Below are 25,173 nucleotides of genomic sequence, written 5' to 3'. Positions count from 1 at the left end.
GTCACACCCCCGCCGTGACGCGCACGCGGTGCTCGAACGAGAACACGAGCGCGTGCGGGTCGAGCTCGAGGCGCTGCACGGGCTCGCCGCGCTCGCCGGTCAGCGGGTCGGCGGCGAAGAGCTGGACGTCGTCGACGATCTCGGTGCCGGGCAGGCGCTGCAGCACGGCGTAGACCTCGCCGGCCTGGACGGGCCGCCCGAACGGCCAGCCCGCGCCGTCGGGCCCGCCGGTCAGCGGGTCGAGGTACCGGTGCAGCGCGGCGAGCGCGGCGGCGCGCAGCCCGTCGGTCGCGACGCGGGGCCGGGCGGTGAGCCGGGCCACGACCGTGACGCCCTGGTAGTACGGGGGCTCGACGAGCACGCGAGCGCCGACCGGCCGCCGCTCGTCGAGGTGCTGGGCGACGACCGCGAGCGCCTCGTCGGACGGCACGAGGTCCTCGAAGCGCAGGACGCCCGCGTCGTCGGGCACCGCGGACGGCACGACGAGGACGCGCAGCCCGTGCGCGTCGGGCCCGGCGGTCGCGGGGATGCAGCGCACGCGGGCGATACCGGGGGCCGCGCGGCGCGCGAGCTGCTCGTAGTCCTCCGCGGTGACCGCGCGGTCGCGGGTGCGCAGCGCGAGGGGTCCGCGCTCCTTGGCCTGCTCGACGGTCTCCCCGGCGACCCCGCCGAGCGCGGCCCGGCGGTTCTCGACCCGGTCGACGAACGGCACCGGCGTGCGCAGCACCGTGATGACGCGCGCGGCGACGTTGCCGTCGGGCCCGCCGCCGGTCCGGTACGACGGCACGCGCAGCGGCGCGCCCTTGGGCGGGACGGCGCCGTACGCGTGCAGCGTGCCGTCGGACTCCCGCACCGCGGGGGGCAGCTGGACCTCGCCCGTCGCACGGTCGACGCGCACCACGCGGTCCTCGGGGCCGGAGCCGGCGAACGAGTCGACCTCGGTCCACTCCGCCCAGCCGGACCCGTCGGCGACCTCGACGACGAACCGGCGGCCGTCGGGGACCACGGGGTGGTGCTCGAGCATGAACACCTGACCGGGGACGCCCTCGGAGAGCCCGAGGACCTCGTCGAGCACCGTCGAGGCGTGCACCGCGGCGACGGTCCCACCGATCGTGAACGCGCTCGCGGCGCCGATCGTGGGGGAGGCGCCGTACGTCGGGTAGCCCTCGACGGGCGGGACGACGCGGCAGCGCAGCCACCCGGCGCGCAGCCGGTGCACGACCGACGCGGTGTGGCTCGCGGGCACGTGCAGCACCACGTCGCCGCGCCGGTTCAGCCCGCCGGTCGCGTCGCTGTCGACCTCGCAGCGCCGCCACGTCGAGCCGTCCCAGGCCTCCCACACGAGCGGCGGGTGCCGGGGGTCGACGCCGACGCCGTGCACGTCGCAGTCGAGCCGCACGACCACCGCGCAGCCGGGCGCGGCGTCGTCGAGCCCGAGCAGCACGGCGTCGTCGACCTGCGGGGTCCGGGCGAACGCGGGGAAGTCGACGTGCGCCCGGAGGTCGTCGTCGTGGCGCACGGGCTCGCCGCCGGCCGCGTGCGTGAGGACGTGCACGAGCCGCCGGGGCGGGATGGTCAGGCGCGCGCGCGTCGAGAACACGACGGCCTCGTCGTCCTCGGTGCGCCGCGTCGAGACCGCCGTGCCGGGGCCCACCACGACGGGCTCGGGCTGCGGCGCGGACAGCCAGAACGTCACGTCCACGCTGGCTGCCGTCGGCGGGTGCAGCTGCACGCCGAGCAGGTCCAGGAACGTCACGTAGAGCCGGTCGGGCACGCGGTTGAGCCGGTACACGAGCTGGTCGACCATGAACGCGAACGCCTCGATGAGCGTCACGCCCGGGTCGGAGACGTTGTGGTCCGTCCACTCGGGGCAACGCTGCTGGACCAGGCGCTTCGCGTCGTCGACGAGGTCCTGGAAGCGCCGGTCGTCGAGGTCGGGGGCGGGGAGCACTCTCACGCACCACCTTCGTGCTCGGGGATCACGTAGAACGGGAAGACGAGGTTGCGCGGGTCGTTGGTGCCCCGCAGCGCGTAGAGGACCTCGATGAACAGCACGCCGTCGTCGACCCCGTCGAAGTGCACGACGACGTCCTTGAGGTCGATGCGCGGCTCCCAGTGCTCGAGCGCGACCCGGACCGCGTAGGCGATGTCCCCGGCGGTCGCGGCGTCAGCGGGGGCGAAGACGTACTCGTGCACAGCGCAGCCGAACTCGGGCCGCATCGGCCGCTCGCCCGGCGCGGTCGCGAGGATGAGCCGGATGCTCTCCTCGATCTCGCGCTCGCGCGTGACGAGCGCGATCCGCCCGGTCGGGTCGGTGCGCACCGGGAACGCCCAGCCGGCGCCGACGAACTCCTGCCCCACGTCCTCGTCCCCCTCCACGGGCGCGCGCCGGGCGACCGGCGGCGCCGTCAGTTGATCTTGACCAGCGAGCCCTTGACCGTCGTGACGCCGCTCGACGAGAGCTCGGCGGTGCCGTCCGCCGTGACCTTGACCGTGGCGCCCTTGAGCTCGAGCGCGCCCGTCGCGGTGAGCGAGACCTGGACGCCCTTGACGGCGACGTTCCCCGACCCGGTGCTCACCTCGACGTCCTTGTCGGCCTTCACCGAGACCGAGCCCGTCGAGACGATCGTGATACCGGCCTGCGGCTTCTGGGTGAGCGTGATCCTCTGCGCGCCGCCGTCCGTGCTGACGGTCAGCTCCTCGCCGTCGGGCGACTCGAGGAACTCGACGAGCATCCCGGTGCGGCTCACCAGGGCCCGGCGACGGACGGCGCCGTCGGTCGGGCCGACGTGGTCCGACCACGGCTTGTCGGGCTTGTCCTTGCCGTTGTAGAGCCCCCCGAGGACGTACGGCTGCTGGAAGCTGCCCTGGCCGAACGCGACGAGCACCTCGTCCCCGACCTCGGGCAGCAGCACCGCGCCGCGGCCGTCGCCCGCGCCGGCCTGGACCACCCGCGCCCACCAGCTCTCGTAGGCGTCGGAGAGCACCGGGAAGCGGACCTTGACCCGGCCGCGCTCCTCGGGGTCCTTGAGGTCGGTGACCTGTGCGGTGACGACGCCCGGGAACGTCACGCCGCCGGCGCCGCCCCCGCCGTCCCCGAGACCGCCGGTCGTGACGCCGTACAGCGAGCGCTCCGAGGTGTTCCCCACGGTGAACGACGTCAGGTAGCCCGAGTCCTGCGAGAACTCGTGCCGCGTCGCGCTCAGCGTGTACCGCCCCTCGAACGGCGCGCCGACGCCGGCGAGCCGCACCGCGGTGCCCGCGCGCAGGGCCGGGTTGCCGCGCGCCACGCCGTCGAGCTCGGCGAACCCGCCCGCGAGGTGGTCGGCCAGCGACGCCGCGGCGAGGTCGCACTGCTTCTGCTCCCCGTACGTCGACGCCGCGACGACGAACCGGGGGCTGTCGAACGTCGAGGCGAGCGTCGCGGGCGTGACGTCCCCGAGCTCGGCGCTCGCGGTGCGCGCCGGGGCGACCGCGACGAGCTCGCGCTTCGCGCCGACGTCCCACCCGCGCACCTCGACGTCGGGCACCTGGCCCGCCGACGTGACGGTCGCGCGCAGGTGCACGAGGTTGACGCCCTGCTCGAGCACGAGCGGGTCCTGGCGCGCCCCGGCCGACCCGCCGGGGGCCCGCGACGCGGGGGTCGCCCGCGTGAAGCTCAGCTTCCCGTCCGCGACCGCGACGACGGCGCCGACCTGGTCGGCGAGGCCGCGCAGGAACGTCCAGTCGTCGATTCCGTCCTGCGCGACGTGCTCGAGCACCCCGCCGGGCCCGTCGACCGTCCCGACGGCGATGCCCGCGCGCTGGGCGACGGTCCGGGCGACGTCGGACGCCGTGACGTTGACGTACGCCTCGACGCGCCGGCCGCGGAACAGCCGGTGCGACAGGTCGAGCCCGCGCACGACCGTGTGCACGCCCGCCGGCGACAGGTCGAGGTCGAGCGCGGTGACCTCCCCGGTCACGAGCGGGACCGGCCCGCCGGGGGTGCTCGACTGCATGAGCACGCGCACCTTCGCGCCGATCGTGATGCCGGCCTTGGCCAGCACGACCGAGCCCGGGTCGCTGAACCGCAGCACGAACAGGTCGGGGACGATCGTCGAGTCGTCGACGTACGCGGACACGAGCAGCGCCGCGACGTCCTCGGGCAGCGGGCGTCCCTCGACCTCGACGATCGGGGTGGTCGCGTGCTCCTCACCGTGCGGCACGGGACGGCTCCTTCCCGGGGGTCGCGCCGGGACCGGGCGCGGGGGCGCCGGCCGCTCCGGGGGCCGCGCCGGGCCGGGCACCGCGCGCACCGGGCGGCAGGCCGCCGCGCGGGCCGTGCAGCTCGTCGAGCGACGGCAGCAGCAGGTGTCGCCCGGGACGCAGGCGCATCGGGTCGTCGATCCCGTTGACCTGCGCGACCGCCCGCCACAGCGCCGCCTCCCCGTACTCGCGGTACGCGACACCGGCGAGCGTGTCGCCCTCGACGACGACGTGCATGCGGCGCGGCACGAGGCCGCCCGACGTCGGGTTCTGCCCCGGCGGCTCGCCCGCGAGCTCCTCGAGCGTCACGGTGCACACCGCGCGGATCGGCATGCCCTCCGCGGTGAAGAGCGTGTACTTCGCCTGCACGCTCGACAGGTACGCGAGGAAGCTCGTGAGCGGACCCCAGCGGAACAGCACGAACGGCGGCGAGCCCTTCTTCTGCTGGTGGGACGCCTTCGTCGGCACGCAGCACTCGAAGAGCAGCTCGACGCGGCTCACGACGCTGCTCGACTGCGTGTCCGACGCGTCGAAGAACATCTCGAGCGCGAGCTTGCCCGGCTGGGGCCCGTTGTACTGCGGCGGGCCGCTCTTCTTGCTGTTGCGGCTCGTCCCGCGGCCCCACGACGCCGTCTTGGTGAGCGCGAGCTCCTTGGGGTTGAACTGGAAGTCGAGCCGGTGCAGCTCGGGGCCGGCCTTCGTGAGTGACCCGTCGGTCGAGGGCTCGCAGATCGACAGGTACGCGTGCTCGAGCTTGCCGGGCTTCGGGGCGGTCGGTGCGCCGACGGCGCCGGGTGCGCCGGTGGAGGTCGCGGTGGCCACCGTTCAGCCCTTCTTCCCGGGCAGGAACCCGTGGTGGGCGATCTCGACGGTCTCCGTGAGGACCTTGGGCTGGTCGGCGTTGAGCGAGGGCCCCGTCCAGCGCACGGGGACGACCTTCTCGAGCTCCCACTCGGCGACGATCGCGCCCGACGCCGTCATCGCCTGGATGTGACCGGTCGCGAGCGTGTACCCCGACGCCATCCGCGAGAACAGCGCCGAGACCTGCTCGCTCTGCTTGCCGAGCGGCCGGGAGAACTTGATGTTGGGGTACTTCAGCCGGGTCGGCAGCTGCCAGACGAGACCGTTGTTGCCGCCCTCCTCGCGCGTCTCCATCACGACCTCGCAGCCCAGACCCTCACAGCTCGTGAACGCGCCCAGCGGGGCGCCGTCGATCGTGACGACGAAGTGCACGCTGACCGCGGTCTGGTCCTCGGGGAGGACGAGCTCCACCTTCGGCATCGACGTGCTCCTCTCTCACCGTGCGTCGGTGCGCCGGCCGCGGCGCTCGCGGTCCAGCAGCAGGTCGGCCCGGAGCTGCCGGGTCAGGGGCCCGACGAGCCGGCGCACCAGCGCGTCGAGCTGCTCGGGCGAGGTCGCCTCGGGGGTCGCGGGGGAGGCCGCGGCGGCCGCGCCGGGGGCGGCGGCCGGGGTGGCCGGGGGTGGGGCCTGCTCGGTGGGGGCCTCGGCTGCTCGCTGGACGTCCGGGACGTCCGGGCCGTCGGGGGCCTGCGGGACGGCGGCCGGCTGCGGGACGGCGGTGGCGCGCTGGACGTCGGCGGAGTATCGGACGTCGAGCGGGAGGTCGACGTGCGCTGCGTCCGGGGAGGTCGTCGGCGCCGGGTTCTCGGCGGCGCCGGTCGGCAGCGGGAGCGGCGTGGTCGACGACGCCGGTCCCGAGCGGGTGCCCGACGACGCGGCGGGGTCCCCGGCCGGGCGCGCGGCGGCGGTGCGCTGGAGGGCGGCGGCGCCCAGCGGCGCGGTGGACGGGCCGGCGGGGAGCACACCGACGAGGGGCGCGGTGCGTGAGTCGGGGCCGGCGCCGGTGCCGTCGGTGGCGCGCTGGGCGGTCGGCGCCGCGAGCGCGAGGGCCGACGCCGGGGCGGTGCCCGGGGTCGGTGCCGTGGAGCGCGCGACGGTCAGCGGTGAGTCGGCCCCGGGCAGCGGCGACGCGGCGGCGGCCACGGGCGACGCGCTTGCGGACGGTGACGACAGAGGCGTGGTCCGGAGCGAAGTGGCCAACGGAGCGCTGCCCGCCCCGGGCCCTGCGGAGGAGCGGCTCAGGTCAGCGGTGGCGAGCGGCATCGCGTGGGTCGGCGCGGAGGTGCCCTCGCTCGTGCGGCTCACGACCGGACCGGGCCCGACGGCGCCGTCGATCGCGCGGCTGAGGACGGGGCCTGGCGCAGAGTCGTCGGCCCAGCGGCTCAGGACCGGGCCGGACTCGGCCATGCCCTCGCTCGTCCGGCTCACGACCGGGTCCTGCTGAGCCGTGCTGTCGGCCGTGCGGCTCACGATGCCGGACGCGCCGGTGGGGGAGCTGCCGAGGTCAGCCAGCGGCAGGAGCCCCGGGCCGGACGACGGTGCAGCGGTGTCCGGGTAGACCGTCCGCTCGGCCCCGACCCCGGCCACGGACGCGGCCGGCCCGCCGGGCGACGAGGGCCCGGGTGCGGCGCTCGTGGTGGCGCCCGACCCGACGTGCGCGGAGCCGTCCGAGGTGGGGGCGGCGGTCGTAGCCGAGCGGCTGACGATCGGCAGCGCGTGCGTGCTCGACGCGCCGCCCGACGACCCGGCGGCGCCGCCGGGGGCTTCACCGGCAACGGAGCCGTGCCGCGTCGGATCCGGCGCGACGGCGTCCGGCCAACGGGCGGGACCGAGCGGCGGGAGCGCGGAGAGCGGCTCGGCGCTCGCGCCGTCGGCCGGCCCTCCGCCGTTCGACGACCCCGGCGCGAGAGGGAGCTCCACGGCGCGCGCGACGACCGGGCCCGGGGCCGCGACCGTGTCCGCCGCACCGACAGGGGCGTGCGGGCCGACGCCCGTGTCCGCCGCGGGTGCCACCGGGCCGTGGCCGACCGGACCGTCGTCGCCGAGATCCCCTCCGGCCATGCCCCCGCCGAGCGCGCCCCCGCCGAGCGCGGCGGCGTCGCGAGCGCCCCCCTCGGAGACGCCCCCACCCGCGTCGCCGTCGTGGGACGCGCTGCCCACCCCGCTGTCGCTGCGGGAGCCGTGGCCGGGAGGGCCGCTGCCCAGGGGTGCGCCGCCGTCCGCCGACCGCATCACGTCGACGGGCGCCGGACCCTCCACCGAGGCGGCGGTGTCGCCGGACCCCCGGTCGATCGCACCGGGTCCGGCGAGGAGCTCGGGAGCCACCAGCGGGAGTGCCGGGCCGACCGACCCCAGCCCGGGGACGAGCCCCGCGCCCGAGGGCGTCGAGCCGTGGTGCCCGGCGGCCCCTGGCGTCGCGTCGTGCGCGTGCGCGCGCTGGAGGGCCGCCGCCGACCCGGTCGCGCGCGCGGGCAGGTCGGAGGAGTCCCGGCTCGGGACGGGCCCGGTCAGCGGGGCACCGAGCCCGAGGCGGCGCGGCACGGACGTGCGCGGGAGTGCGGCGGAGGCGTCGCCGGACGAGCCGGCCACCCGCTGCACCGCGGCCCCGTCCGGCCCGGTCCCGAGCGAGGCCCGCTGCGTCGAGAGACCCTCCCGCTGCACCGGCGACGACGTCCCCGGAGCGGAGCTCGCCCCGCGCGCCGCGGGGGCGGTGTCCGCGCCTGCGCCCCCCTCGCCTGCGCCCACTCCGACCGCGTCCCCCTCGGCCGTGGCGCTCGCGCGCTGGACAGCGGCGGCGGGCGGACCCCCGGACAGCGTGAGCGGGACGGACGTCGACCCCGCGGCGGCTGCGGCACGCGCGATCTCCGCGGTGCTCGCTCCTCCCGTGGTGTCCGGCCCCCGGTCGGCGTCGGCCCCGGACCTCCCGAGCGTGGGTGACCCGAGCACGGACGCCCCGAGGCCAGGCGTCCCCACCTCGGCCGCGCCGAGCACGGGCGCGACGGCGTCGGAGGAGACCGGGGATGCGTCCGCCGGTCCGTCCGGGTCCGCGGCCGTGGACGCGAGCCCGTCGTCGTCCCCGACCCGGGTCGCGCCCGCGCGGGACCCCGCGTCGTCCGCCGACCCGTCGTCGCTCCCGCGGACGGCGGCAGGCACGTCCGGCAGCGCCGCGAGCCGGAGAAGGGGCAGGTCGAGCGAGCCGGCACTGACCAGCGGCGCGGGCGGGCGCACGGGGTGGGGCGCCGGCGGGACCGCGGAGCGTTGCACGTGGGGTGCCGCGGTCCCGCCGGACGGCGAGGGGTCGAGCAGGTCGGTCGTGCGCAGGGCGGGGGGCTCGGCGCTCGTGGGGCTGTGGGGGTGGGGCGGTGCCGTGGCGCCCAGGCCGCGGCCGTCGCCGTCGACGACCCCGGCAGCGACGTCGGTGCTCATGAGGTGCGACATCGGGCGCAGCGACGTCGGGTCGCCCCACGCGGCGAGCCCGTGCCGGGCGGTGTCGACCCCGGAGACGAGCGGCATGGCGGGGATGCTGCGCTGGAGCGGCGGCACGAACGCCCAGCCGGCCGCGGACGGCGCCGCCTCGGTGGCCCGCTGCACGTCGGCCCCCGCCGCGCGCGCACCGGCGCCCGTCCGCGCGTCGGCCCGGTCCGCTCCCGCACCGCGCCCGCCATCGCCCCCGCGCCCGTCGTCCCCCGCGTGCCCGCGGACGTCGTCGGACTCCGCGGGTGCGTCCCGCTGCCACGGCCACCGCACGGCTCAGCGCTCCTGGTTCGTGCGCGCGCTGAGCCGCGTGTTGATGCTCGCGATCTCCGCGACGTACCGCAGGCGCTGCCCGTGCTCGAGGTCGAGGATGTCGTCGAGCGGCCAGTGGAAGTGGTAGGCGACGTACGCGACCTCCTCGTGGATGCGGTCGGGCGCGTACGTCACGATTCCCCCAGGCGGCCACCCGCGAGGTCGACCGTCATGCGGTGCTCGCACGCGGAGCACGTGACCGCGATCCGGGTGTGCCCCTCGGCGTTGACGCGGCGGTAGAGGTCCTGCAGGAACGCGACGTCCGAGGCGAACATGTTCTCCACGACGTTCGCGGTGATCGCCGGGACGGTCCCGAGCGACGTGACGACCCGCGCGAGCAGCACGACCGTCGTGTACGCGGCGTTCTCCTGGACCCGCGCGTCGTACAGCGGCAGGAGCTCGTCGCGCGCGGTCGCGAGCCGCATGACCCCGGAGCGGTGCACGACGCCGTCGCCGTCGACGTACCCGCGCGGGAGCTCGAACGCGAACTCGGTGCGCAGCACGCCGCGGTCGGTCGCCGGGTCGGGCGACGCGGGGCCGCCCTCGTGCACGGGCTCGAGGGCGTCCAGGACACCGTTGCGCATGCGCTGCATCACGTCGCTCGGCCCCGTCTCAGGAGATCGTGGACTCGTCGTAGCAGACCGTGAACTTCTCGGTGGCCTGCTCGGCGGCGCCGGCCTTGAGCGAGTTGATCTCGACCGACCGCACCCAGCAGTTCACGAAGTTGTAGGTCTTGATGGTCGCGCCCTGGTAGTCGAGCAGCGCGACCGAGGCCGTCTTGCGGGACCCGGTGACGTCGCCCTCCATGACCTTCTTGAGCCAGTCCGTGACCGTCTTGGACTCGGTGAGCCCGCGCGTCACGGTGAACTCCCCGGGCTTGGGGCGGCCGATGAGCTGGCGGACGACGTACTTGCCGTCGGACGTCTGCTGCTTGAGCTCGATCTTGTCGACCTCGTTCTTCAGGCCGCTGACCTCGGTGACCTTGGGGATCTGGATCCCGTCGATGGTCACGATGAAGCCGTTCGCCGCCGACGAGTCGAATGTGTCGAGGGGCATCGCTGGTCACTCTCCTTCTGGTTCCGAGCGGACCGGGTCCGGCGTCACTCGTTGACGAGGCTCGTGCCGCCCGAGAACTGGGCGAGCTGGAAGATGACGAACTCCGCGGGCTTCACCGGCGCGACGCCGATCTGGCACACGACCTGGCCGGCGTCGATCCCCTCGGCGGGGTTCGTCTCGCCGTCGCACTTGACGAAGAACGCCTCGTCGGGCGTCGTCCCGAACAGCGCACCCTTGCGCCACTCGTTGACCAGGAACGCGCTGATGGTGCGGCGGATCCGCGCCCACAGCGCGGGGTCGTTCGGCTCGAACACGCACCACTGCGTGCCGATGAGGATCGACTCCTCGAGGTAGTTGAACAGCCGGCGCACGTTGAGGTAGCGCCACGACGGGTCGCTCGAGAGCGTCCGGGCACCCCAGACCCGCACCCCGCGCCCGGGGAACGTCCGGATGCAGTTGATGCCGTTCGGGTTGAGCAGGTCCTGCTCGGCCTTCGTGATCTGCGTCTGCAGGCTCACCACCCCGCGCACGACCTCGTTCGCGGGCGCCTTGTGCACGCCGCGCTCGTCGTCGTTGCGGGCCCAGACCCCGGCCATGTGGCCCGACGGCGGCACGAACCGGTTGCTGCCCGACGCGGGGTCGAACGTCTTGACCCACGGCCAGTACAGCGTCGCGAAGCGGGAGTCGAAGTTCGTGTCCTCCATGCGCCACTTCTTGATCTGCTGCGGGCTGAGGTTCGCGGGGGAGTCGAGGATCGCCATGCGGTCGCCCATGAGCTCGCAGTGGTCGATCACCGCGCGCTGCACCGCGACGACCGTCTCGAGGTCGATCGCCTCCTGCTCGTACGCGGCCATGAGGTCCGGGACGGCGACCATCGTGACCTCGTCGATCGCCTCGAGCCCGCTGAACCCGGTGCGCTCCGCGGCGTCGCCCACGTAGTCGTCGGCGCTCAGCGCGGCGACGGTCGGCGCCTCGGGCTCGGGCTCGGGGGCGAGCAGGCCGAACGTGCCCTTGTCGGGCTTCATGAGCGCGCTGCCCGAGAAGACCTCCTCGAGCGTCACGACCTTCGACTCGGCGTTGACCTTCGTCGCGACGTTCTCGGGCCCGCGCTTCGTGCTGACGTGGTCGAACGTCTCGGCGACCTTGCCGTCGGCGTGGACCACGAGCTTGAAGTGGTCCTCGGGCGGCTCGGCCCCGCCGGCGTCCTGCACCTCGACGCTCACGGACTTGTTCGCCGCCGAGGGCTGCGCGGTCACGCGGTAGCCGCCGACCATCGCCGCGGCGGGAGCGGTCACGGCCTTGCGGGCCTTCGCGGCGCCCCCGGCGCCGACCGCGGCCGAGCCGTTCCCGGCGTGCCCGTTCGACGACGCCCCGCCGCCGATCCGGACCACGTAGCAGTTGCCGCCGCCGTTGAGGAAGTACCCGTACACCGAGTGCGCGAGGTAGGACCCGGGCAGGAAGTCGCCGAACTTCTCGGTGAACTGGGTCCAGTTCGACACGAGCGTCGGCTCGTTGAGCGGGCCCTGCGCGGCGAGGCCGACGAACGCGGCGACGGCGGTGCCCACTCCCTCGATCGGGCGGGATCCCGCCTCGACCTCCTGGACGTAGACACCTGGGGAAAGGTAGGTCGGCATGCTGGTCCCTCCAGAGCCCGGTGAGCGCCACTGCGACGCCGAGACCAGCGTCACCGCGCCGCCCGGACAGCGGCACGTGCGTCGGGCCGTCGTGGAGGGAAGACGTCGCTGCCCGATCGAGCACCGGGTCTAGCCTGGTCGGAGCGGGCGCAGGGGGTGCCCGCGGGCGAGGAGGCCCTCATGCTCTGCAGCTCCCCGAGCACCTCCTGCAGCGGGTCGCGCACAAGCACGCGTCGCTCGGCATCCACCCGGACCAGTACGCGATCGTCCACGAGCACCTGTTCTGGGCCATCGTCGACGTGCTCGGCGACGCCGTGACCGCAGAGGTCGCGGCGGCGTGGGACGAGGTCTACTGGCTCATGGCGTACGCGCTCGTGAACCAGGAGCGCGGGCTGTACAGCGCGCGCGGCGTCAGCCCCGAGCGGGTGTGGCGCGAGTGGCGCGTGCAGTCGCGCCGGCAGGAGACCGAGGACGTCGTGACGTTCGTGGTCCGGCGCACCGACCACCGCTCGGTCCGCACGTCGCTGCCCGGCCAGTACGTCACGGTCAAGGTCCCGATGCCCGACGGCGTGCACCAGCCCCGGCAGTACAGCCTCACGCGGGCCGACGACGGCGAGACCCGGCAGTTCTCGGTGCGGCGGGTGCGCGGCGGGGGAGAGCGGCCCGACGGCGAGGTCTCGACGCTGCTGTGCGAGACCGTGCAGGTCGGCGACGTCCTGACGATGTCGGTGCCGTTCGGCGACGTCGTGCTCGACGACTCCGGCCGCCCGCTCGTCTTCGTGAGCGCGGGCATCGGGGTCACGCCGATGGCCGGGATGCTCTCGCACCTCGTCGCGGCCGGCTCGCAGCTCGAGGTGCACGTGCTGCACGCCGACGTCGAGGAGCGCACGTTCGCGCTGCGCGAGCGGGTGCTCGCGGACGTCCGGCGGCTTCCCGGCGGGACGCTGCACACCTGGTACGAGCGCGGCGCGGAGTCGACGCTCGGGGCCGACGGCGTGTTCGAGGGCCTCCTCGACGTGGACGACGTCGACCTGCCCGACGGCGCCGGGTACTACCTGTGCGGGCCGCTGCCGTTCATGAAGTCGGTCCGCTCGGCGCTGCTGACCCACGGGGTGCCCGCGCGCGACATCCAGTACGAGGTGTTCGGCCCGGACCCGTGGGCGGCGGACCTCGTCACCGAGGAGTCGCCGGACGCCTGACGGCGCGCGGGCGGGTCAGCGCGCGCGACGGCCGGCGGTGGTCAGGACCGCGTACGCGGCGACGGCGAGCGCGAGCCCGACGAGCACGCCCGCCCGACCGCCCCCGGCCGGTGCGTCGAGGTCCGGCACGACCGGCGCCAGCACGTCCGACGCGGACCGCGCGGCCCACCGACTCGAGCCGACGACAGCCGCCCCGAGGGACGCGACGCTCAGGCCGACGGCGACGAGGGCCGCGCCGTGCGGGATGGTCGACGACGCCGCGGTGTCCGCGAGCGCGACGACGAGCGCAGCGCCCAGCAGCGCGACCGCGAGGAACCCGGCACCGGCCAGGCCCAGCACGAGCCCGGGCACCACGTCGTTCGCCGCCCCGGGGACGTCCGCGAGGAGCCACGCGATGCCGCCGGTCGCCCAGGCCACCGCGAGGACGGCCACCCCGGCGCAGCCGACGACCGCGCTCACGACGAGTGTCAAGGTCCGGGTGGGCATGCCGTGAGTGTGGCGCAGGTTCCGGTGCCGCCGTGGCCGTTCCCGGCGCCCCCTCGCGCGGACCGTCAGCCGGCGGGTGCCTCGTCCTCCTCGGACTCCTCGCGCTGCACCGAGGTGCCGTGCTCGGACGTGCCCTGCTCGAACGCCCCCTGCACGGGCGCCTCCTCCGGGTTCTCCTCCTCCGCGTCGCGCTGCACGGCCGCCGCCGCACCGCCGTCTGCGCCCGCGCCGCCGCCGGACCGGACGGCCTGCACCGGCGGCGCCGACATCGCGCGCTCGGCGTTCGCCGCCGCCTCGCGCTCGAACCGGTCGGACGGGTCGCTCACCCGCACGCCGTCGCCGGTCGCGGTGCCGTCGACGGGCCCGTTGCGCTGCTGCACGACGTGCGTGAGCTCGTGCGCGAGCATCGTGCGCCCCGCCGTCGAGCCGGGGTCGTACTGCCCGCGCTGGAAGACGACGTCGGAGCCCACCGTGTACGCGTGCGCCTGGACCGACGCCGCGGATCGGTGGGCCGCGTCGTCCGTGTGCACCCGCACGTCCCCGAAGTCGTGGCCGAGGCGGCTCTCCATGTCGGTGCGCACGTGCGCGTCGAGCGGGCTCCCGCCGGAGCCGACGACGTCGAGCACCGGCGAGCGCTCCTCCTGCGCGAGCCCGCGCGTCCCCTGGTTGCCGACCGTGCGCTGCAGCCGGGCGAGCCCCTGCGGGCCGACGACGTCCGCGCGTCCCGCCGCCGCCGCGCGCCACAGCACGCCGTCGGGCCGCTCCTCGGTGCGCTCGGTGCGCGGGCGCTGCGCGTCGTCGTCCAGGTGCTCGTGCTCGTGCTCGCGCATGGTCGCTCCCTCGCCGGGCTCGCCGCCGGGCCGGACCCCGGTGCGGCGTCTGCTCCGAGGCTGACGCCGGCGTCCCCGAGGGCACAGGGTCGGGCGGTCGTCGTCCGGGGCAGGGCGCCTGCCCGATCGAGCACGCGCGGGGTCAGGCCCCGGTCGGCTGGAGCATCGACCAGTACCGCCCGAACTCCCCGGGCAGGCACAGCCGGCCGAGCTTGCGGTATTCATGCTCGACGGCGCTGATCACGTGCGTCATGCGCACCGTGCCGCCGTCGTCCGCCGCGAGGTAGGCCGCGGTGACGGCCGACGAGCGGATCGCGCCGCCCGCGAGCTCGAACGCGCCGGCCACGAAGTCGAGGTCGACGTCCGGGTCGCGCGGGACGAGCGCGCCCAGGCAGCGGTCCCACAGCGCGCGGCGGTGCTCGGCGTCGGGCAGCGGGAAGTCGACGAGCACGTCGAGCCGCCGCGTGAACGCCTCGTCGATGTTCGCGCGGAGGTTCGTCGCGAGGATCGCGAGCCCGTCGAACGACTCCATGCGCTGCAGCAGGTAGGCGCTCTCGATGTTCGCGTACCGGTCGTGGGAGTCCCGGACCTCGGAGCGCCGGCCGAAGATCGCGTCGGCCTCGTCGAACAGCAGGACCCCGTTGACCCCGGCGGCGGCGCCGAAGATGCGCTCGAGGTTCTTCTCGGTCTCCCCGATGTACTTGTCGACGACCGTCGCGAGGTCCACGACGTACAGGTCGAGCCCGAGCTCGTGCGCGACGACCTCCGCCGACATCGTCTTGCCGGTCCCGGAGTCGCCCGCGAACAGCGCCGCGACGCCGTGCCCGCGCCCGCCGCCCGGCCGCATCGACCAGTCGCCGAGCACCCGCTCGCGGTGCCGTGCGCGCAGGGCGACCTCGCGGAGCGCGATCAGCGGCGCGCGCGGCAGCACGAGGTCCGCCCAGCCGACCGCGGGCTCGATGCGCCGGGCCAGTCCGTCGAGCGCCGACCCGTTCTCGGCGCGCGCCCCGGCCCGCAGGTGCTCGGCGGTGACCTGCCCGTCGGGCTCCACGCGGGCCTGCGCGAGGGCGGACGCGGCCGCGCGGGCCACCTGCTCGGGGCGCAGGCGGAACTGCAGCGTCGCGGCCTCGACGGTCGCGTCGTCGATCCCGGCGGCGGCCTCGTGGCGCGCGGTGCGCGCACCGCGGCTGGGGCCCGCGCCGCCGCCGCTGCCGCCGGAGCCCCCGATGTCGTCCGTGCCCTCGCCGCCCTCGGTGGGCTGTGAGCCCGCGCCGAGCGCGCGCAGCCACATCGTCGAGCGCTCGTCGGTCGTGCTCGCGGGCACGGTGAGCAGCAGCGGCGGGCGTGTCGTCCACCCCGGGTCCCACGCGCCGCGGCCGACGAGCAGCAGCGGCTCGGGGTCGCACACCAGCGCCGCGAGCAGGCGCGGCCGGGTGGCCACCGCCTCGACCGGCCCGGCGACGAGCCCCGCGCCGCGCAGCCGGGCCTCGCGCGCGGCGGACCGGGCGAGCACGTGCGCGTCGGGCTCCGCAGCGAGCGCGTGCAGGTCGACGACGACGGCGTCCCGGCCGAGCGCCCGCAGCGCCTGCACGGCGAGCACGCGCGCCGAGCCCGTCGAGCCCTCGCGCAGGTAGGTCAGCGTCACGCCGCGGTCGAGCGCGCGGGCGAGCGGACCGGCCTCGCCCCACCGGACGTCCGGCGGGGCCACGAGCACCGGCGCGAGCGCCGCGTCGGGTGCGTCGTGGCCGAGCAGGTGCTCGACCACGCGGTCCGGGACCCGCAGCGCCCGGCCCGGGAACGGCCGGTCGGGGTCCTCGACCGCGAGCAGGCCCCCGGTCACGAGCGGGCCGTGCGTGAGCCGGGCGCGCGCGTGCGCGGACGCGAGGTCGGCGCCGCACAGCTCGAGCGCGACCGCGGTCGCCGGCCGGCGGCGTGTGACGTCGTCGTTGAGGTACCCGAACAGCTGCTCGAACCGCGCGTCGAGGTCGCACACGAGCGCGACGAGCAGGAGGTCGACGTCGAGCGGGCTCAGCCCGAAGCGGCGCACGAGCCCGCGCAGCCGGAGCCGGTCGCCCGCGCGCTCGGCCTCGTCGGCGGCGCGCTCGACCGCGGCGGTCCGTGCGTCCGCCGCGAGTCCCGGCGCCGGCCCGGGTCGCGGGCCCGCGAGCAGGCGGTCGACGGCGTCGTCGCTCAGGTAGAGGCCGCGGAACGGGTCGTCGGGCTGCGGGTCGACGGCCCGGCGCCGCGCGACGAGGTCCCGGACCCGCTCCTCGACCGTCGCGGCGCGCCCGAGCAGGTGCGCGAGGCTCGCGTCCCCGTGCTGCCCGTGCTGCCCGGCAGCCGCGTGCCCGTCGGTCTGCCCGAGCCCGCCCACGTCCACGCCCGCGTCCCCGCTCACGGCTGCGCGCCGCGCTTGCGTGCCCGCGCGCCGGAGCGCGCCCCGGCGGGAGTGGCCCGCACCGCGGGCACCGCGGGCGGCGCGGGCGCCTCGGCGCGGGGCGGCGCCGTGTGCCGCCGCCGCGGGCCGCCGCCCGAGCCGCCGACGAGGTCCTGCAGCCCGACGTACGGGCCGTCGGACACCGGCGGGCCGGCGGGGTAGACGATGCCGGTGTCGACGGGCGCGCTCACGACGACGTCGAGCGACGGCTTGAGCTCGCCGCCCAGCGCGGACCACACGTCGGCGAATGCCCGGTCCTCGGGCGGCGGCAGCCCGACGGTCACGGGGACCTCGAGCCCGGTCTCGGCGAGGTGGCCCACGACGAGGCCGCGCGGCAGCGCCTCGTACCGCAGGAAGCACGCGAGCAGCGAGTCGAGCAGCATGTGCTCGTCCTCGGGGCGCTGCGTCCACGCCGTGACGAGGTACGAGAGCTTGAAGAACCGCGGCGCCGGGCTGCGCGAGACGACCGTGCCGTCGCCCCCACGCCGCTCGGTCCAGCCGCGCTCGCGGCGCTTGACGTCCTCGCGCAGGTCGTACAGGTAGAGGTTGACCGTCGGGGTGTTGCGGCGCGACGCCCAGTCCTTGGTCGGCGCGTCGAACACGACCTCGAGGTCGGTCCCGGCGACCGCGTCGGTCCGCACGATGCTGCGCAGGGCCGCGTCGACCTGGGCGATCACCCGTCCACCCCCTCGTGCGCTCGGGCCGCTGCCGGCGCGTGTGCGCCGCCGACCGCTCCACGGTGCCGACCGCCCGCGCCGTACCGCACCTGGCGCGGGGCAGCCGATCGGGCAGCGCGTCCGACCGCCCGGGCAGCGGCTGCCCCGCTCGCGCGCCGGCCCCGGGCCGACCGCCGCCGGCCCCCGCGCGGGCACCCTCGCCCGCGCGGGGCAGCCCCGCTAGATCAGGCCCTCGCGCACCGCGTAGGCGACGGCGTGCGAGCGGTTGCGCAGCTGGAGCCGGGTCGTGACGTCGTGCAGCACGTTCTTCACGGTCCGCTCCGAGTAGGACAGCTGCCGGGCGATCTCGCTCGTGTCGAGCCCGTCGGCCACGAGCCGGAGCACCTCGACCTCGCGCGTCGCGAGCCCGGTGAACGTGAGCCCCCGCGGGCCGAGCACGTGCCGCTGCAGCCGGCCGACCTGGTCGAGCAGCCGCCCGAGCAGGTCCGGCGGGACGCTGCCCTCGCCCGCGGCGGCCGCGAGGATGACCTTGACGAGCCGCTCGGGCGTCGCCTCGCTGCGCCGCACGAGCCCGAGCACGCCGGCCTCGACCGCGGTGACGAGGTCCTCGTCGTCGAGGCGCCCCGCGACGAGCACGGTCCGGGCGACGCCCGCGCGCTGGCTGACCCGCAGGATCGTGGTGGTCTCGTCGTCCACCTGGTCGACCACGATCACGGCGACCTTCGCCTCGTGCAGCTCCGACCTGCCCACGACCCGCACCTCCGGGCGCGGCCGCAGCTGGCTCGCGACACCGGCCTCGGAGATCGGGTCCCTCGCCAGGACGTGCACCCCGATGCGCTCCATGTCCACTCCTCCCCGTGCCCTGCACGTGCCGGTCCACCCCCTCGGGGACCGCCTGCCCGGGAGTCTGCCGGTCGACGATCTTCGTGCAGTCAACACGGGCACAACGGGCACCCCCGGCTGCCCCGAAGTCCGGCCCGGCCGCGCCAGGGGACGCGGCGGGCGCCGCCCTAGCGTCGGTCCATGACCACGACTGCGACGCTCGACCCGACCCCGGTCATGCTCGACCCGGGCGGGGCTGCGGCCGTCCCGCTGCAGATCTACAACAACGGCGAGCTCGTCGAGGGCTACCACCTCGAGGTGGTCGGCCCCGCGAAGGGCTGGGCCTCGATCGAGCCCGAGGACGTCTCCCTCTACCCGGGTGCCTCGACGACCGCCACGGTGATGTTCTTCCCGCCGCGCTCGGCGGCCGTGCCCGCCGGTGAGCTCCGGTTCGGGGTGCGCGTCGTCCCGACCGAGCACCCCGAGGAGACGGTCGTCCCCGAGGGGTCCGTCGAGGTGCTGCCGTTCATGGAGACGACCGCCGAGCTCGTGCCGCGGACGTCGCACGGCCGGCGCGGGGCCAAGGTGCGGGTCGCGGTCGACAACCGCGGCAACCAGCCGGTGACCGTGGGGCTGCGCGGGTCCGACCACGCCGACGCCCTGCAGTTCGGGGTCAGGCCCGCGGTCTCGACGGTCGGGGCGGGCAACGCGACGTTCACGCAGCTGCGCGTCGAGCCCGTCCGGTCGATGTGGCGCGGCCAGCCGCGGACCCTCCCGTACACGGCGACGGTCGAGCCGCGCGACGGGACGCCCGTGACGCTCGACGGCACGTTCGTCCAGGAGCCGCTCATCCCGTCGTGGCTGCCGAAGCTGCTGCTCGCGCTGCTGGCCCTGGCGGCGGCGCTCGTCGCGCTGTGGTTCCTCGTGCTGCGCGGCGCGGTGCAGTCCGCGGCGCAGGAGGCCGTGCAGGACGAGGTCGACGTCGTGCAGGAGCAGGCCGAGGCCGCCGAGCAGGCCGCCGAGGAGGCCGGGGCCGCCGCCGGGGGAGCGGAGCAGTCCGCGCAGGTCGCGGGCGACGCCGCGGTCAAGGCGGACGAGATCGTCGGCGGCACGGTCCTGCCGCCCACGGAGATCCCGACGTCGGGCCGGCTCGAGGTCGACACGGGCGCCGGCTCGACGCTCGACGACACCTTCGTGGTCCCCGAGGGGCAGACGATCGAGCTGACCGACCTCGTGCTGAGCAACCCGCAGGGCGACTTCGGGCGCGTGCGCCTCGAGATGGGCGACCAGGTGGTCCTCGACTCGGCGCTCGAGAACTTCCGCGATCTCGACTACCACTTCATCTCCCCGATCGTCGGGGCCGCGGGCGACGAGCTCGTCATGACGCTCGAGTGCAACGAGGTCGGCAAGCCGCCCGGGCAGACCCCGCCGCCCGACGAGTGCGCCGCCGCGATCTACTTCGGCGGGCAGCTCCTGACCCCGCCGGCCCCGGTGCCCTGACGCCCGATGCCCACCGGACCGGCCCTGCGCGCGGGCGACAGCGCGCTCTGCCCGCTCATGGACGGCCCGAAGCCGCACGTCGGCGGGCCGATCACCCCGGCGGCCGCCGTCGCGACCGTCCTGATCGGCTCGATGCCGGCGGCGGTCGCGAACGCCGTCCCCGGCGGGATCGTGTGCGTGTCCCCGGCACCCAACGGGATCGCGATGGGCAGCACGACCGTGCTCATCGGCGGGTTCCCCGCGGCGCGGCTCGGCGACCAGTCGCTGCACGGCACCCCGATCGCCCCCGGCCCGGGCTGCCCGACGGTCGTCGTGGGCGGATGATCCCGGGCGGCCGCGGACCCCGCACGCGCCCGTCCGGCCGGTCCGCACGGCGGCGTCCACAATCACCCGTGCGGCCCAGGCTGGACAGTTGACCAACACCCGGCGAAGCCGCACACTTGAGCCTGACAGTGCGCATCGCCTGCCCCCTGCGCGGTGCGCACTGTTCACACGTCACGATCGGGCGGGTCCTTCCGAGGGCCCGCCCGATCGTCGTTGCGGCGGGCACCACCCACGCGGGCCCTCGCGACGGCGGACTGCCGGAGTCCGCACCCGGTGACGGAGCCCAAGGCCCCGTCGACCCGGCGCCGACCGCGTCGCCCGAGCGGATGACTTCCGCGGGATCACGCGCCTCCCGGCGTGCCATGCGGCGACGCCGGAGGGTGGCGGTTAGCGTTCCGAGGGTGATCGTCCCTGCGCGCAACCTCGGCCCCGGTGCAGGCTCGGGCTCGCGACCCGACCCGAGCGCGCCCTCCACGACCCCCTCGGCCGCCGGTGGTGCCCCGGTCGACGGCGAGCACCCGACGCCGGACCCCGCCGCGACCGCGGGACCGGTGCTGGTCGAGCCGCCGTCCGCGGAGGAGCTCGTCGCCAGTGCGCTCGCGGGCTGGCGCGCGCGCCTCGTCGAGACCGCGGGCGGCTCGACGCTCGCCGACGTCGACCTCCTCGGGGACGCCGCGCTGGACCTCTCGGCGGCGCACCCGTCGGGCATCGCGCAGCTCTTCGCGGGCCGGGAGACGCGCCTGTCGAACCTCGTGCGCGAGGGCGGCTCGCTCGCGACCGCCAAGCGCCGCGCCCGCGCCGTCGGTGCACGCGCCGAGCAGTACGCCCAGCGCTACGGCATCGCGCCGACGTACCTCGCGATCGGGGTCGCGACGTGGACCGAGCGCACGACGCCCGACGTCGCCGAGGACGACGTGGCCGCCCTGGCCGCGGTCACACGCCGGCACGGTGCCGACGCGCTCGACGGCGAGGCCCCGCTCGCCGGCACCCTCGCGGGGTCCGGGCCCACGTCCGCGAGCGAGCCGCGCACCGTGCGCGCACCCGTGCTGCTGCGTCCCGTGTCGCTGCGGGCGCGGGGGAGCGGCGAGAGCGACTACGAGCTCGTGCTCGAGCAGACCCTCGAGGTCAACCCGGTCGTCGCGCGCGCGCTGCGCAGCCGCGGTGCGCTGCTCGACCCCGGCGCCGTCGCGCGCGGCACGTTCACCGGCACGGGCTTCGACCCGCGTCCGGCCCTCGCCCGGCTCGCGTCGCTCGGCGGCGCGGTGCTCGAGGGCTTCCGGCTCACCGAGAGCCTCGTCGTCGGGACGTTCGTGCACCCCGGGCAGGTGCTCGTCGACGACCTCGACCAGCTCTCCGGGACCCTCGACCGCCACGAGGTCGTCGCGGCGCTCGCCGGGGTCGACGAGGCGCGCGAGCGCGTCCGGCGCCCGCTGCCCGAGATGCGGCGCGGCGACCGCGACCCCGACGTCGAGCGCGGCGTGGGTGACCTCGACGCCGCGCAGCAGCACGTCCTCGACCTGCTCGCGACGGGCGAGCACCTGTTCGTCGACGCCCCGACCGGCTCGGACGTGACCGGGACGCTCGCGGCGGTCGTCGCGGACGCGGCCGCGTCGGGCAAGACGGTCCTCTACGTCCCCGGGCACCGGCGCGCCGCGGGAGCCCTCGCGGCCCGGCTCGCGGAGCTCGGGCTCGACGACCTGCTCCTCGACGTCGCGCCCGAGGCCGGCTGGCGCACCGCCGCCGCGCGCCGCCTGCTCGACGCGATGACCCTCGCGAGCACCACCGTCGACGCCGCGCGCACGACGCTGCTGCGCCGGGACCTCGTCGCGCACCGCGAGCGCCTGCGCGCGTACGTCGACGCGCTGCACGCCGGGCGCACCCCGTGGGACGCGTCCGCGTACGACGCGCTGCAGGCGCTCGCGAGCCTCACCTCGACCCGTCCGGCCCCGCGCACGACGGTCCGCCTCGCGCCCGACGTCGCCCGGGTGCTCGACGCCGAGACCCGCGCCGTGCTGGCGACCGACCTGGCCCGCGCGGTGGTCCTCGGTGCCTCGACTCTCCGCCCGACGGACACCCCGTGGTTCGGCGCCGACCTGACGACCGACCACGCCGCGCGCGAGACGCTCGACCGCATCGGGCGCCTGCTCGACCACGCGCTGCCGATCCTCGCCTCGCGCGTCAAGGAGGTCGCCGCGGCGACGGGCCTCACCGAGGCGACGACGGTCGACGCGTGGGGCGAGCAGCTCGTGATGCTCGGCGGCATCCGCGGCGCCCTCGACGTGTTCCAGCCGCTCATCTTCGAGCGCACCGCCGCCGACCTCGTCGCCGCGACGGCGACGAAGGAGTGGCGCGAGGAGCACGGGATGCCCATGGGCTTCTGGCTCCGCCGGCGGCTGCGCAAGCAGGCCAAGGACATGGTGCGCCCCGGACGCCCGGTCGCCGACCTGCACACCGCGCTCATTGGCGTGCAGGAGCAGCGGCAGATCTGGCAGGCGCACTGCCCCGCGGGCGGCTGGCCGCGCCTGCCCGAGGGCCTCGCGACGATCGAGGAGGAGTACCGCGCGGTGCGGGCCGACCTCGACGCCCTCGACGCGGTGCTCGCGAGCACCCCCGGCGGGGGAGGGCTCGCCGCCCTCACGCTGCCCGCGCTCGTCGAGCGCCTGCGGCGGCTGTGGGGCGACGCGCGGGCGCTCGACGCGCTGCCCGAGCGCACCCGCCTCGTCCGGTCCCTGACCGCCGCGGGCCTCGGTTCGCTGCTCGACGACTTCGCCGCCCGCCGCATCGAGGCCGAGCTCACGGGCCCCGAGCTCGAGCTCGCCTGGTGGAGCACGGTCTTCGAGCAGATCATCGGCGACGACCCCGCGCTCGCCGACTACGACGGCGCCGCCCTCGGCCGGCTCTCGGCGCAGTACGCGGCGCTCGACCGCGCGCACGTCGCGAGCCTGTCCGGGCCGGTGCGCCGGGCCGTCGTCGGGCACGTCGCGTCCGCGCTGCGGGCCAACCCGGGGCAGACGCAGGCGCTGTTCACCGAGCTCGTCGAGGACCGCATCACGAACCTCCGCGAGACCGTCGCCCGGTACCCGGACCTCGTGCGCCGGCTGCGCCCGGTGCTCGCCGCGTCGCCGATGCTCGTGCCGCAGGTCCTGCCCGCGACGCGCACCGTCGACCTCGTCGTGCTCGACGCCGCCGCGCACCTGCCGCTCGAGGTCGCCCTCGCCGCGATCGCGCGCGGGCGCCAGGTCGTCGTGCTCGGCGACGCCCGCTGCGCGTCCGGCAGCGCGGTCCGCGAGCTCGCGGAGGTGCTGCCCGGCGTCGCGCTGCGGGCCGACGCCTCGCGCCGCGACCCGCACCTGACTGCCTTCCTCGCCGCGCACGGGTACGGCGACGTCCTGAGCCCGACGCCGCTGCCGCAGAACGCCCCGCTCGTGCGCCTCGACGTCGTCGACGGCACCGGGATGCCCGACGCCACGAGCGGCGCGGTCGACAGCACGCGCGCCGAGGTCGAGCACGTCGTCGAGCTCGTCCTCACGCACGCGCTCACGCGTCCCGACGAGTCGCTCGCCGTCATCACGCCGTCGTCCGTGCACGCCGAGCACGTCCGCGAGGCGGTCCTGACGGAGGTGCGCGACAACCCTGGGCTCGCGGCGTTCTTCGACGCGGGCGTCACCGAGCCGTTCGTCGTCGCCGACCTCGCGGGCGTCGCCGGGCTGAGCCGCGACGCGGTCGTGCTGTCCGTCGGCTTCGGCCGGACCCCGCACGGGCGGGTGCTGCACCGCTTCGGTCCCATCGGCGGGCCGGGCGGCGACGCGCTCCTGCTCGCCGCGCTCGGGGCGACCCGGCACCGGCTCGACATGGTGTCGTGCTTCCGCGCCGGCGACCTCGACCCCGAGCGCCTCCGCGGCCCCGGGCCGCGGCTCCTCGCCGACCTGCTGGCGTTCGCCGAGCGGCGCAGCGCCGACTCGGGCGAGGTGTCGTTCACGCCGTCGACGACCGCGCCGTCCGTGGCTGCGGTCGCTGCGGCGGCGCCGCCGTTCGTGTCGATCTCCGCGTCGGCAGCGCCGGCCGAGCCGTCCTCGTCCTCCGGCGGCTCGACCCCGCCCGACGCCTCCACCGGTCCGGTCGCGTCGACCGCCGGCGGTGCGGGGGCTGCCCCCGCGAGCCGATCGGCCGCGGACCCCGACACCCTGACGCTCCCGCAGCACGCGGACGAGGCCACCGGGCGCGAGCCCGACCGCCTCGTCGTCGACCTCGCCGAGCGGCTGTGGCGCCACGGCCTGACCGTCGAGCTCGACCACGGCCTCCCGGGCGGCACCCACATCCCGCTCGCGGTCGGCCACCCGGACCTGCCCGGGCGCCTGCTCGTCGCGGTCCTGACCGACGACGAGGCCTACGTCGCCGAGCCGAGCATCCGCGTGCGCGACCGGCAGGTGGGCGAGCGCCTCGAGCGCCTCGGCTGGAGCGTCGTGCAGGTGTGGTCCGCCGCGGCGTTCCTCGACCCGCAGGCCGAGGTCGACCGGGTCCGGCGCGCCGTCGAGGCCGCCGCCCCCGCGGCGGTGCGGCCCGCGGGCGGAACCCGGGCCCCGGTGCGCGTCGACGAGCCCGAGGACGACGCGGACGTGGTGACGCCGGCGCACGGCGTTCCCGTCGGGGTCGAGGCGGGAACGACGACGGGCGCGGTGCCGGACGCCGCTGGTCGCGGAGCCGGGACCGTTACGGCCGGTCCGGGAGCCGGTACGGGTGCGCCCGGTGCGACCGGCCAGGCAGCTGCCGCCGGTGCCGCCGGTGCGGAAGCCGTCACTGGTGCGTCCGGTGCGGAAGCCGTCACTGGTGCGTCCGGTGCGGAGGCCATCACTGGTGCGTCCGGTGCGGAAGCTGTCACCGGTGCCTCCGCTGCGGAAGCCGTCGCCGCTGCGTCCGCCGCCGACGCCCACGCCGACGGCCGGTCGGGCGGCTCCGCGTCCGGCGAGCCCGCGTGGGCCGAGCCCGTGACGCGCGCGCGCCGCCGCACGCCCCCGCCCGCCGCCCCGCAGAGCCCGATCACGCCGCCGCGCGGGACGCTCACCGTGCGGACGAGCCCGTGGCACGCCATCACGCCCCCGGCTCCGGCGACCCCGCCGGCCCCGGCCGAGCCGAGGACTTCGGCCGCGACGACGGGGACCCCGGCGGCCGTCGGTGCACAGTCCGGTGCCCCGCGCACCGGCCCGGTGCCCGTGCGCACGGGTGCGTGGCCCACGATCCCGGCCGCCCGCCGCCACGGCACCGACGCGGCGGACGTCTCGAGCCCCGAGCCGACGACCGGCTCGGGGCGCGAGCCGG

Annotated in this window: 19 protein-coding genes; 4 read left to right on the top strand and 15 right to left on the bottom strand. The window is 76.5% G+C overall.

The window, feature by feature from the left end; translation table 11 throughout:
* Window position 1 precedes the first annotated feature (1 nt).
* The 10 genes from CCE01nite_RS18580 to CCE01nite_RS18535 are packed head-to-tail and all read right to left on the bottom strand — an operon-like array spanning window position 2 to window position 11,582.
* Window positions 2-1,957 carry a putative baseplate assembly protein gene (locus CCE01nite_RS18580; protein ID WP_246056723.1) on the bottom strand — a complete coding sequence of 652 codons (1,956 nt, stop codon included), beginning with the start codon at window positions 1,955-1,957 and terminating at the stop codon, window positions 2-4.
* Window positions 1,954-2,361, bottom strand: coding sequence for a GPW/gp25 family protein (locus CCE01nite_RS18575; protein WP_141372814.1), 408 nt, complete (start codon window positions 2,359-2,361; stop codon window positions 1,954-1,956). The genes CCE01nite_RS18580 and CCE01nite_RS18575 overlap by 4 nt, the downstream gene beginning before the upstream one ends.
* Before the next feature lie 47 nt (window positions 2,362-2,408).
* A complete protein-coding gene (locus CCE01nite_RS18570; RefSeq protein WP_141372813.1) occupies window positions 2,409-4,205 on the bottom strand; it encodes a VgrG-related protein in 1,797 nt (598 codons plus the stop codon).
* A complete protein-coding gene (locus tag CCE01nite_RS18565; RefSeq protein ID WP_170223991.1) occupies window positions 4,192-5,067 on the bottom strand; it encodes a CIS tube protein in 876 nt (291 codons plus the stop codon). The genes CCE01nite_RS18570 and CCE01nite_RS18565 overlap by 14 nt, the downstream gene beginning before the upstream one ends.
* Window positions 5,068-5,070: 3 nt before the next feature.
* The gene (locus CCE01nite_RS18560; protein WP_141372812.1) at window positions 5,071-5,526 is read right to left on the bottom strand and encodes a phage tail protein; all 456 of its coding nucleotides are present in this window, start codon (window positions 5,524-5,526) and stop codon (window positions 5,071-5,073) included.
* 15 nt (window positions 5,527-5,541) lie between these two features.
* A complete protein-coding gene (locus tag CCE01nite_RS21485; protein WP_170223990.1) occupies window positions 5,542-8,853 on the bottom strand; it encodes a hypothetical protein in 3,312 nt (1,103 codons plus the stop codon).
* Between the two features lie 3 nt (window positions 8,854-8,856).
* A complete protein-coding gene (locus CCE01nite_RS18550; protein ID WP_141372811.1) occupies window positions 8,857-9,027 on the bottom strand; it encodes a DUF6760 family protein in 171 nt (56 codons plus the stop codon).
* A complete protein-coding gene (locus CCE01nite_RS18545) occupies window positions 9,024-9,476 on the bottom strand; it encodes a hypothetical protein (protein WP_141372810.1) in 453 nt (150 codons plus the stop codon). The genes CCE01nite_RS18550 and CCE01nite_RS18545 overlap by 4 nt, the downstream gene beginning before the upstream one ends.
* A gap of 28 nt (window positions 9,477-9,504) precedes the next feature.
* Window positions 9,505-9,948 carry a phage tail protein gene (locus CCE01nite_RS18540; RefSeq protein ID WP_141372809.1) on the bottom strand — a complete coding sequence of 148 codons (444 nt, stop codon included), beginning with the start codon at window positions 9,946-9,948 and terminating at the stop codon, window positions 9,505-9,507.
* A 44-nt stretch (window positions 9,949-9,992) separates the two neighbouring features.
* Complete coding sequence (locus tag CCE01nite_RS18535; RefSeq protein WP_141372808.1) at window positions 9,993-11,582, bottom strand: phage tail sheath family protein; 1,590 nt, start codon at window positions 11,580-11,582, stop codon at window positions 9,993-9,995.
* A 20-nt stretch (window positions 11,583-11,602) separates the two neighbouring features.
* Between CCE01nite_RS18535 and CCE01nite_RS18530 the strand changes: the two genes are divergently transcribed.
* Complete coding sequence (locus tag CCE01nite_RS18530) at window positions 11,603-12,781, top strand: FAD-binding oxidoreductase (RefSeq protein ID WP_246056721.1); 1,179 nt, start codon at window positions 11,603-11,605, stop codon at window positions 12,779-12,781.
* Between the two features lie 15 nt (window positions 12,782-12,796).
* On the opposite strand, the gene CCE01nite_RS18525 is transcribed toward CCE01nite_RS18530, so the two are convergent.
* The 5 genes from CCE01nite_RS18525 to CCE01nite_RS18505 all read right to left on the bottom strand — a co-directional run bounded on the left by CCE01nite_RS18525 (window position 12,797) and on the right by CCE01nite_RS18505 (window position 18,054).
* Window positions 12,797-13,267, bottom strand: a complete 471-nt coding sequence (locus CCE01nite_RS18525; protein ID WP_141372806.1) for a hypothetical protein — start codon at window positions 13,265-13,267, stop codon at window positions 12,797-12,799.
* 65 nt (window positions 13,268-13,332) lie between these two features.
* Window positions 13,333-14,097: an eCIS core domain-containing protein gene (locus CCE01nite_RS18520; protein ID WP_141372805.1), complete on the bottom strand. Its 765-nt coding sequence runs from the start codon at window positions 14,095-14,097 to the stop codon at window positions 13,333-13,335.
* A 142-nt stretch (window positions 14,098-14,239) separates the two neighbouring features.
* Window positions 14,240-16,495: an AAA family ATPase gene (locus tag CCE01nite_RS22240; RefSeq protein WP_246056718.1), complete on the bottom strand. Its 2,256-nt coding sequence runs from the start codon at window positions 16,493-16,495 to the stop codon at window positions 14,240-14,242.
* Entirely contained in the window at window positions 16,492-17,211 is a 720-nt protein-coding gene (locus tag CCE01nite_RS18510; RefSeq protein ID WP_141372804.1) for a Pvc16 family protein, read from the bottom strand. Before CCE01nite_RS18510 ends, CCE01nite_RS22240 begins: the two co-directional genes overlap by 4 nt.
* Before the next feature lie 219 nt (window positions 17,212-17,430).
* Entirely contained in the window at window positions 17,431-18,054 is a 624-nt protein-coding gene (locus CCE01nite_RS18505; protein ID WP_141372803.1) for a response regulator transcription factor, read from the bottom strand.
* Window positions 18,055-18,234: 180 nt separating this feature from the next.
* On the opposite strand from CCE01nite_RS18505, the gene CCE01nite_RS18500 reads away from it, so the two are divergent.
* From CCE01nite_RS18500 to CCE01nite_RS22235, 3 genes are all read left to right on the top strand, one after another.
* A complete protein-coding gene (locus CCE01nite_RS18500; protein WP_141372802.1) occupies window positions 18,235-19,533 on the top strand; it encodes a COG1470 family protein in 1,299 nt (432 codons plus the stop codon).
* 6 nt (window positions 19,534-19,539) lie between these two features.
* Entirely contained in the window at window positions 19,540-19,857 is a 318-nt protein-coding gene (locus CCE01nite_RS18495; protein ID WP_141372801.1) for a PAAR domain-containing protein, read from the top strand.
* A 401-nt stretch (window positions 19,858-20,258) separates the two neighbouring features.
* Window positions 20,259-25,173, top strand: a 4,915-nt coding sequence (locus tag CCE01nite_RS22235; RefSeq protein WP_246056717.1) for a PDDEXK-like endonuclease domain-containing protein, incomplete at its 3' end; no start/stop codon positions are given.

The sequence above is a fragment of the Cellulomonas cellasea genome (genome assembly GCF_006538745.1).
Taxonomy (GTDB): domain Bacteria; phylum Actinomycetota; class Actinomycetes; order Actinomycetales; family Cellulomonadaceae; genus Cellulomonas_A; species Cellulomonas_A cellasea.
Note: the sequence above shows the minus strand (reverse complement) of the source record. Positions and strands in the feature narration are given on the sequence as shown.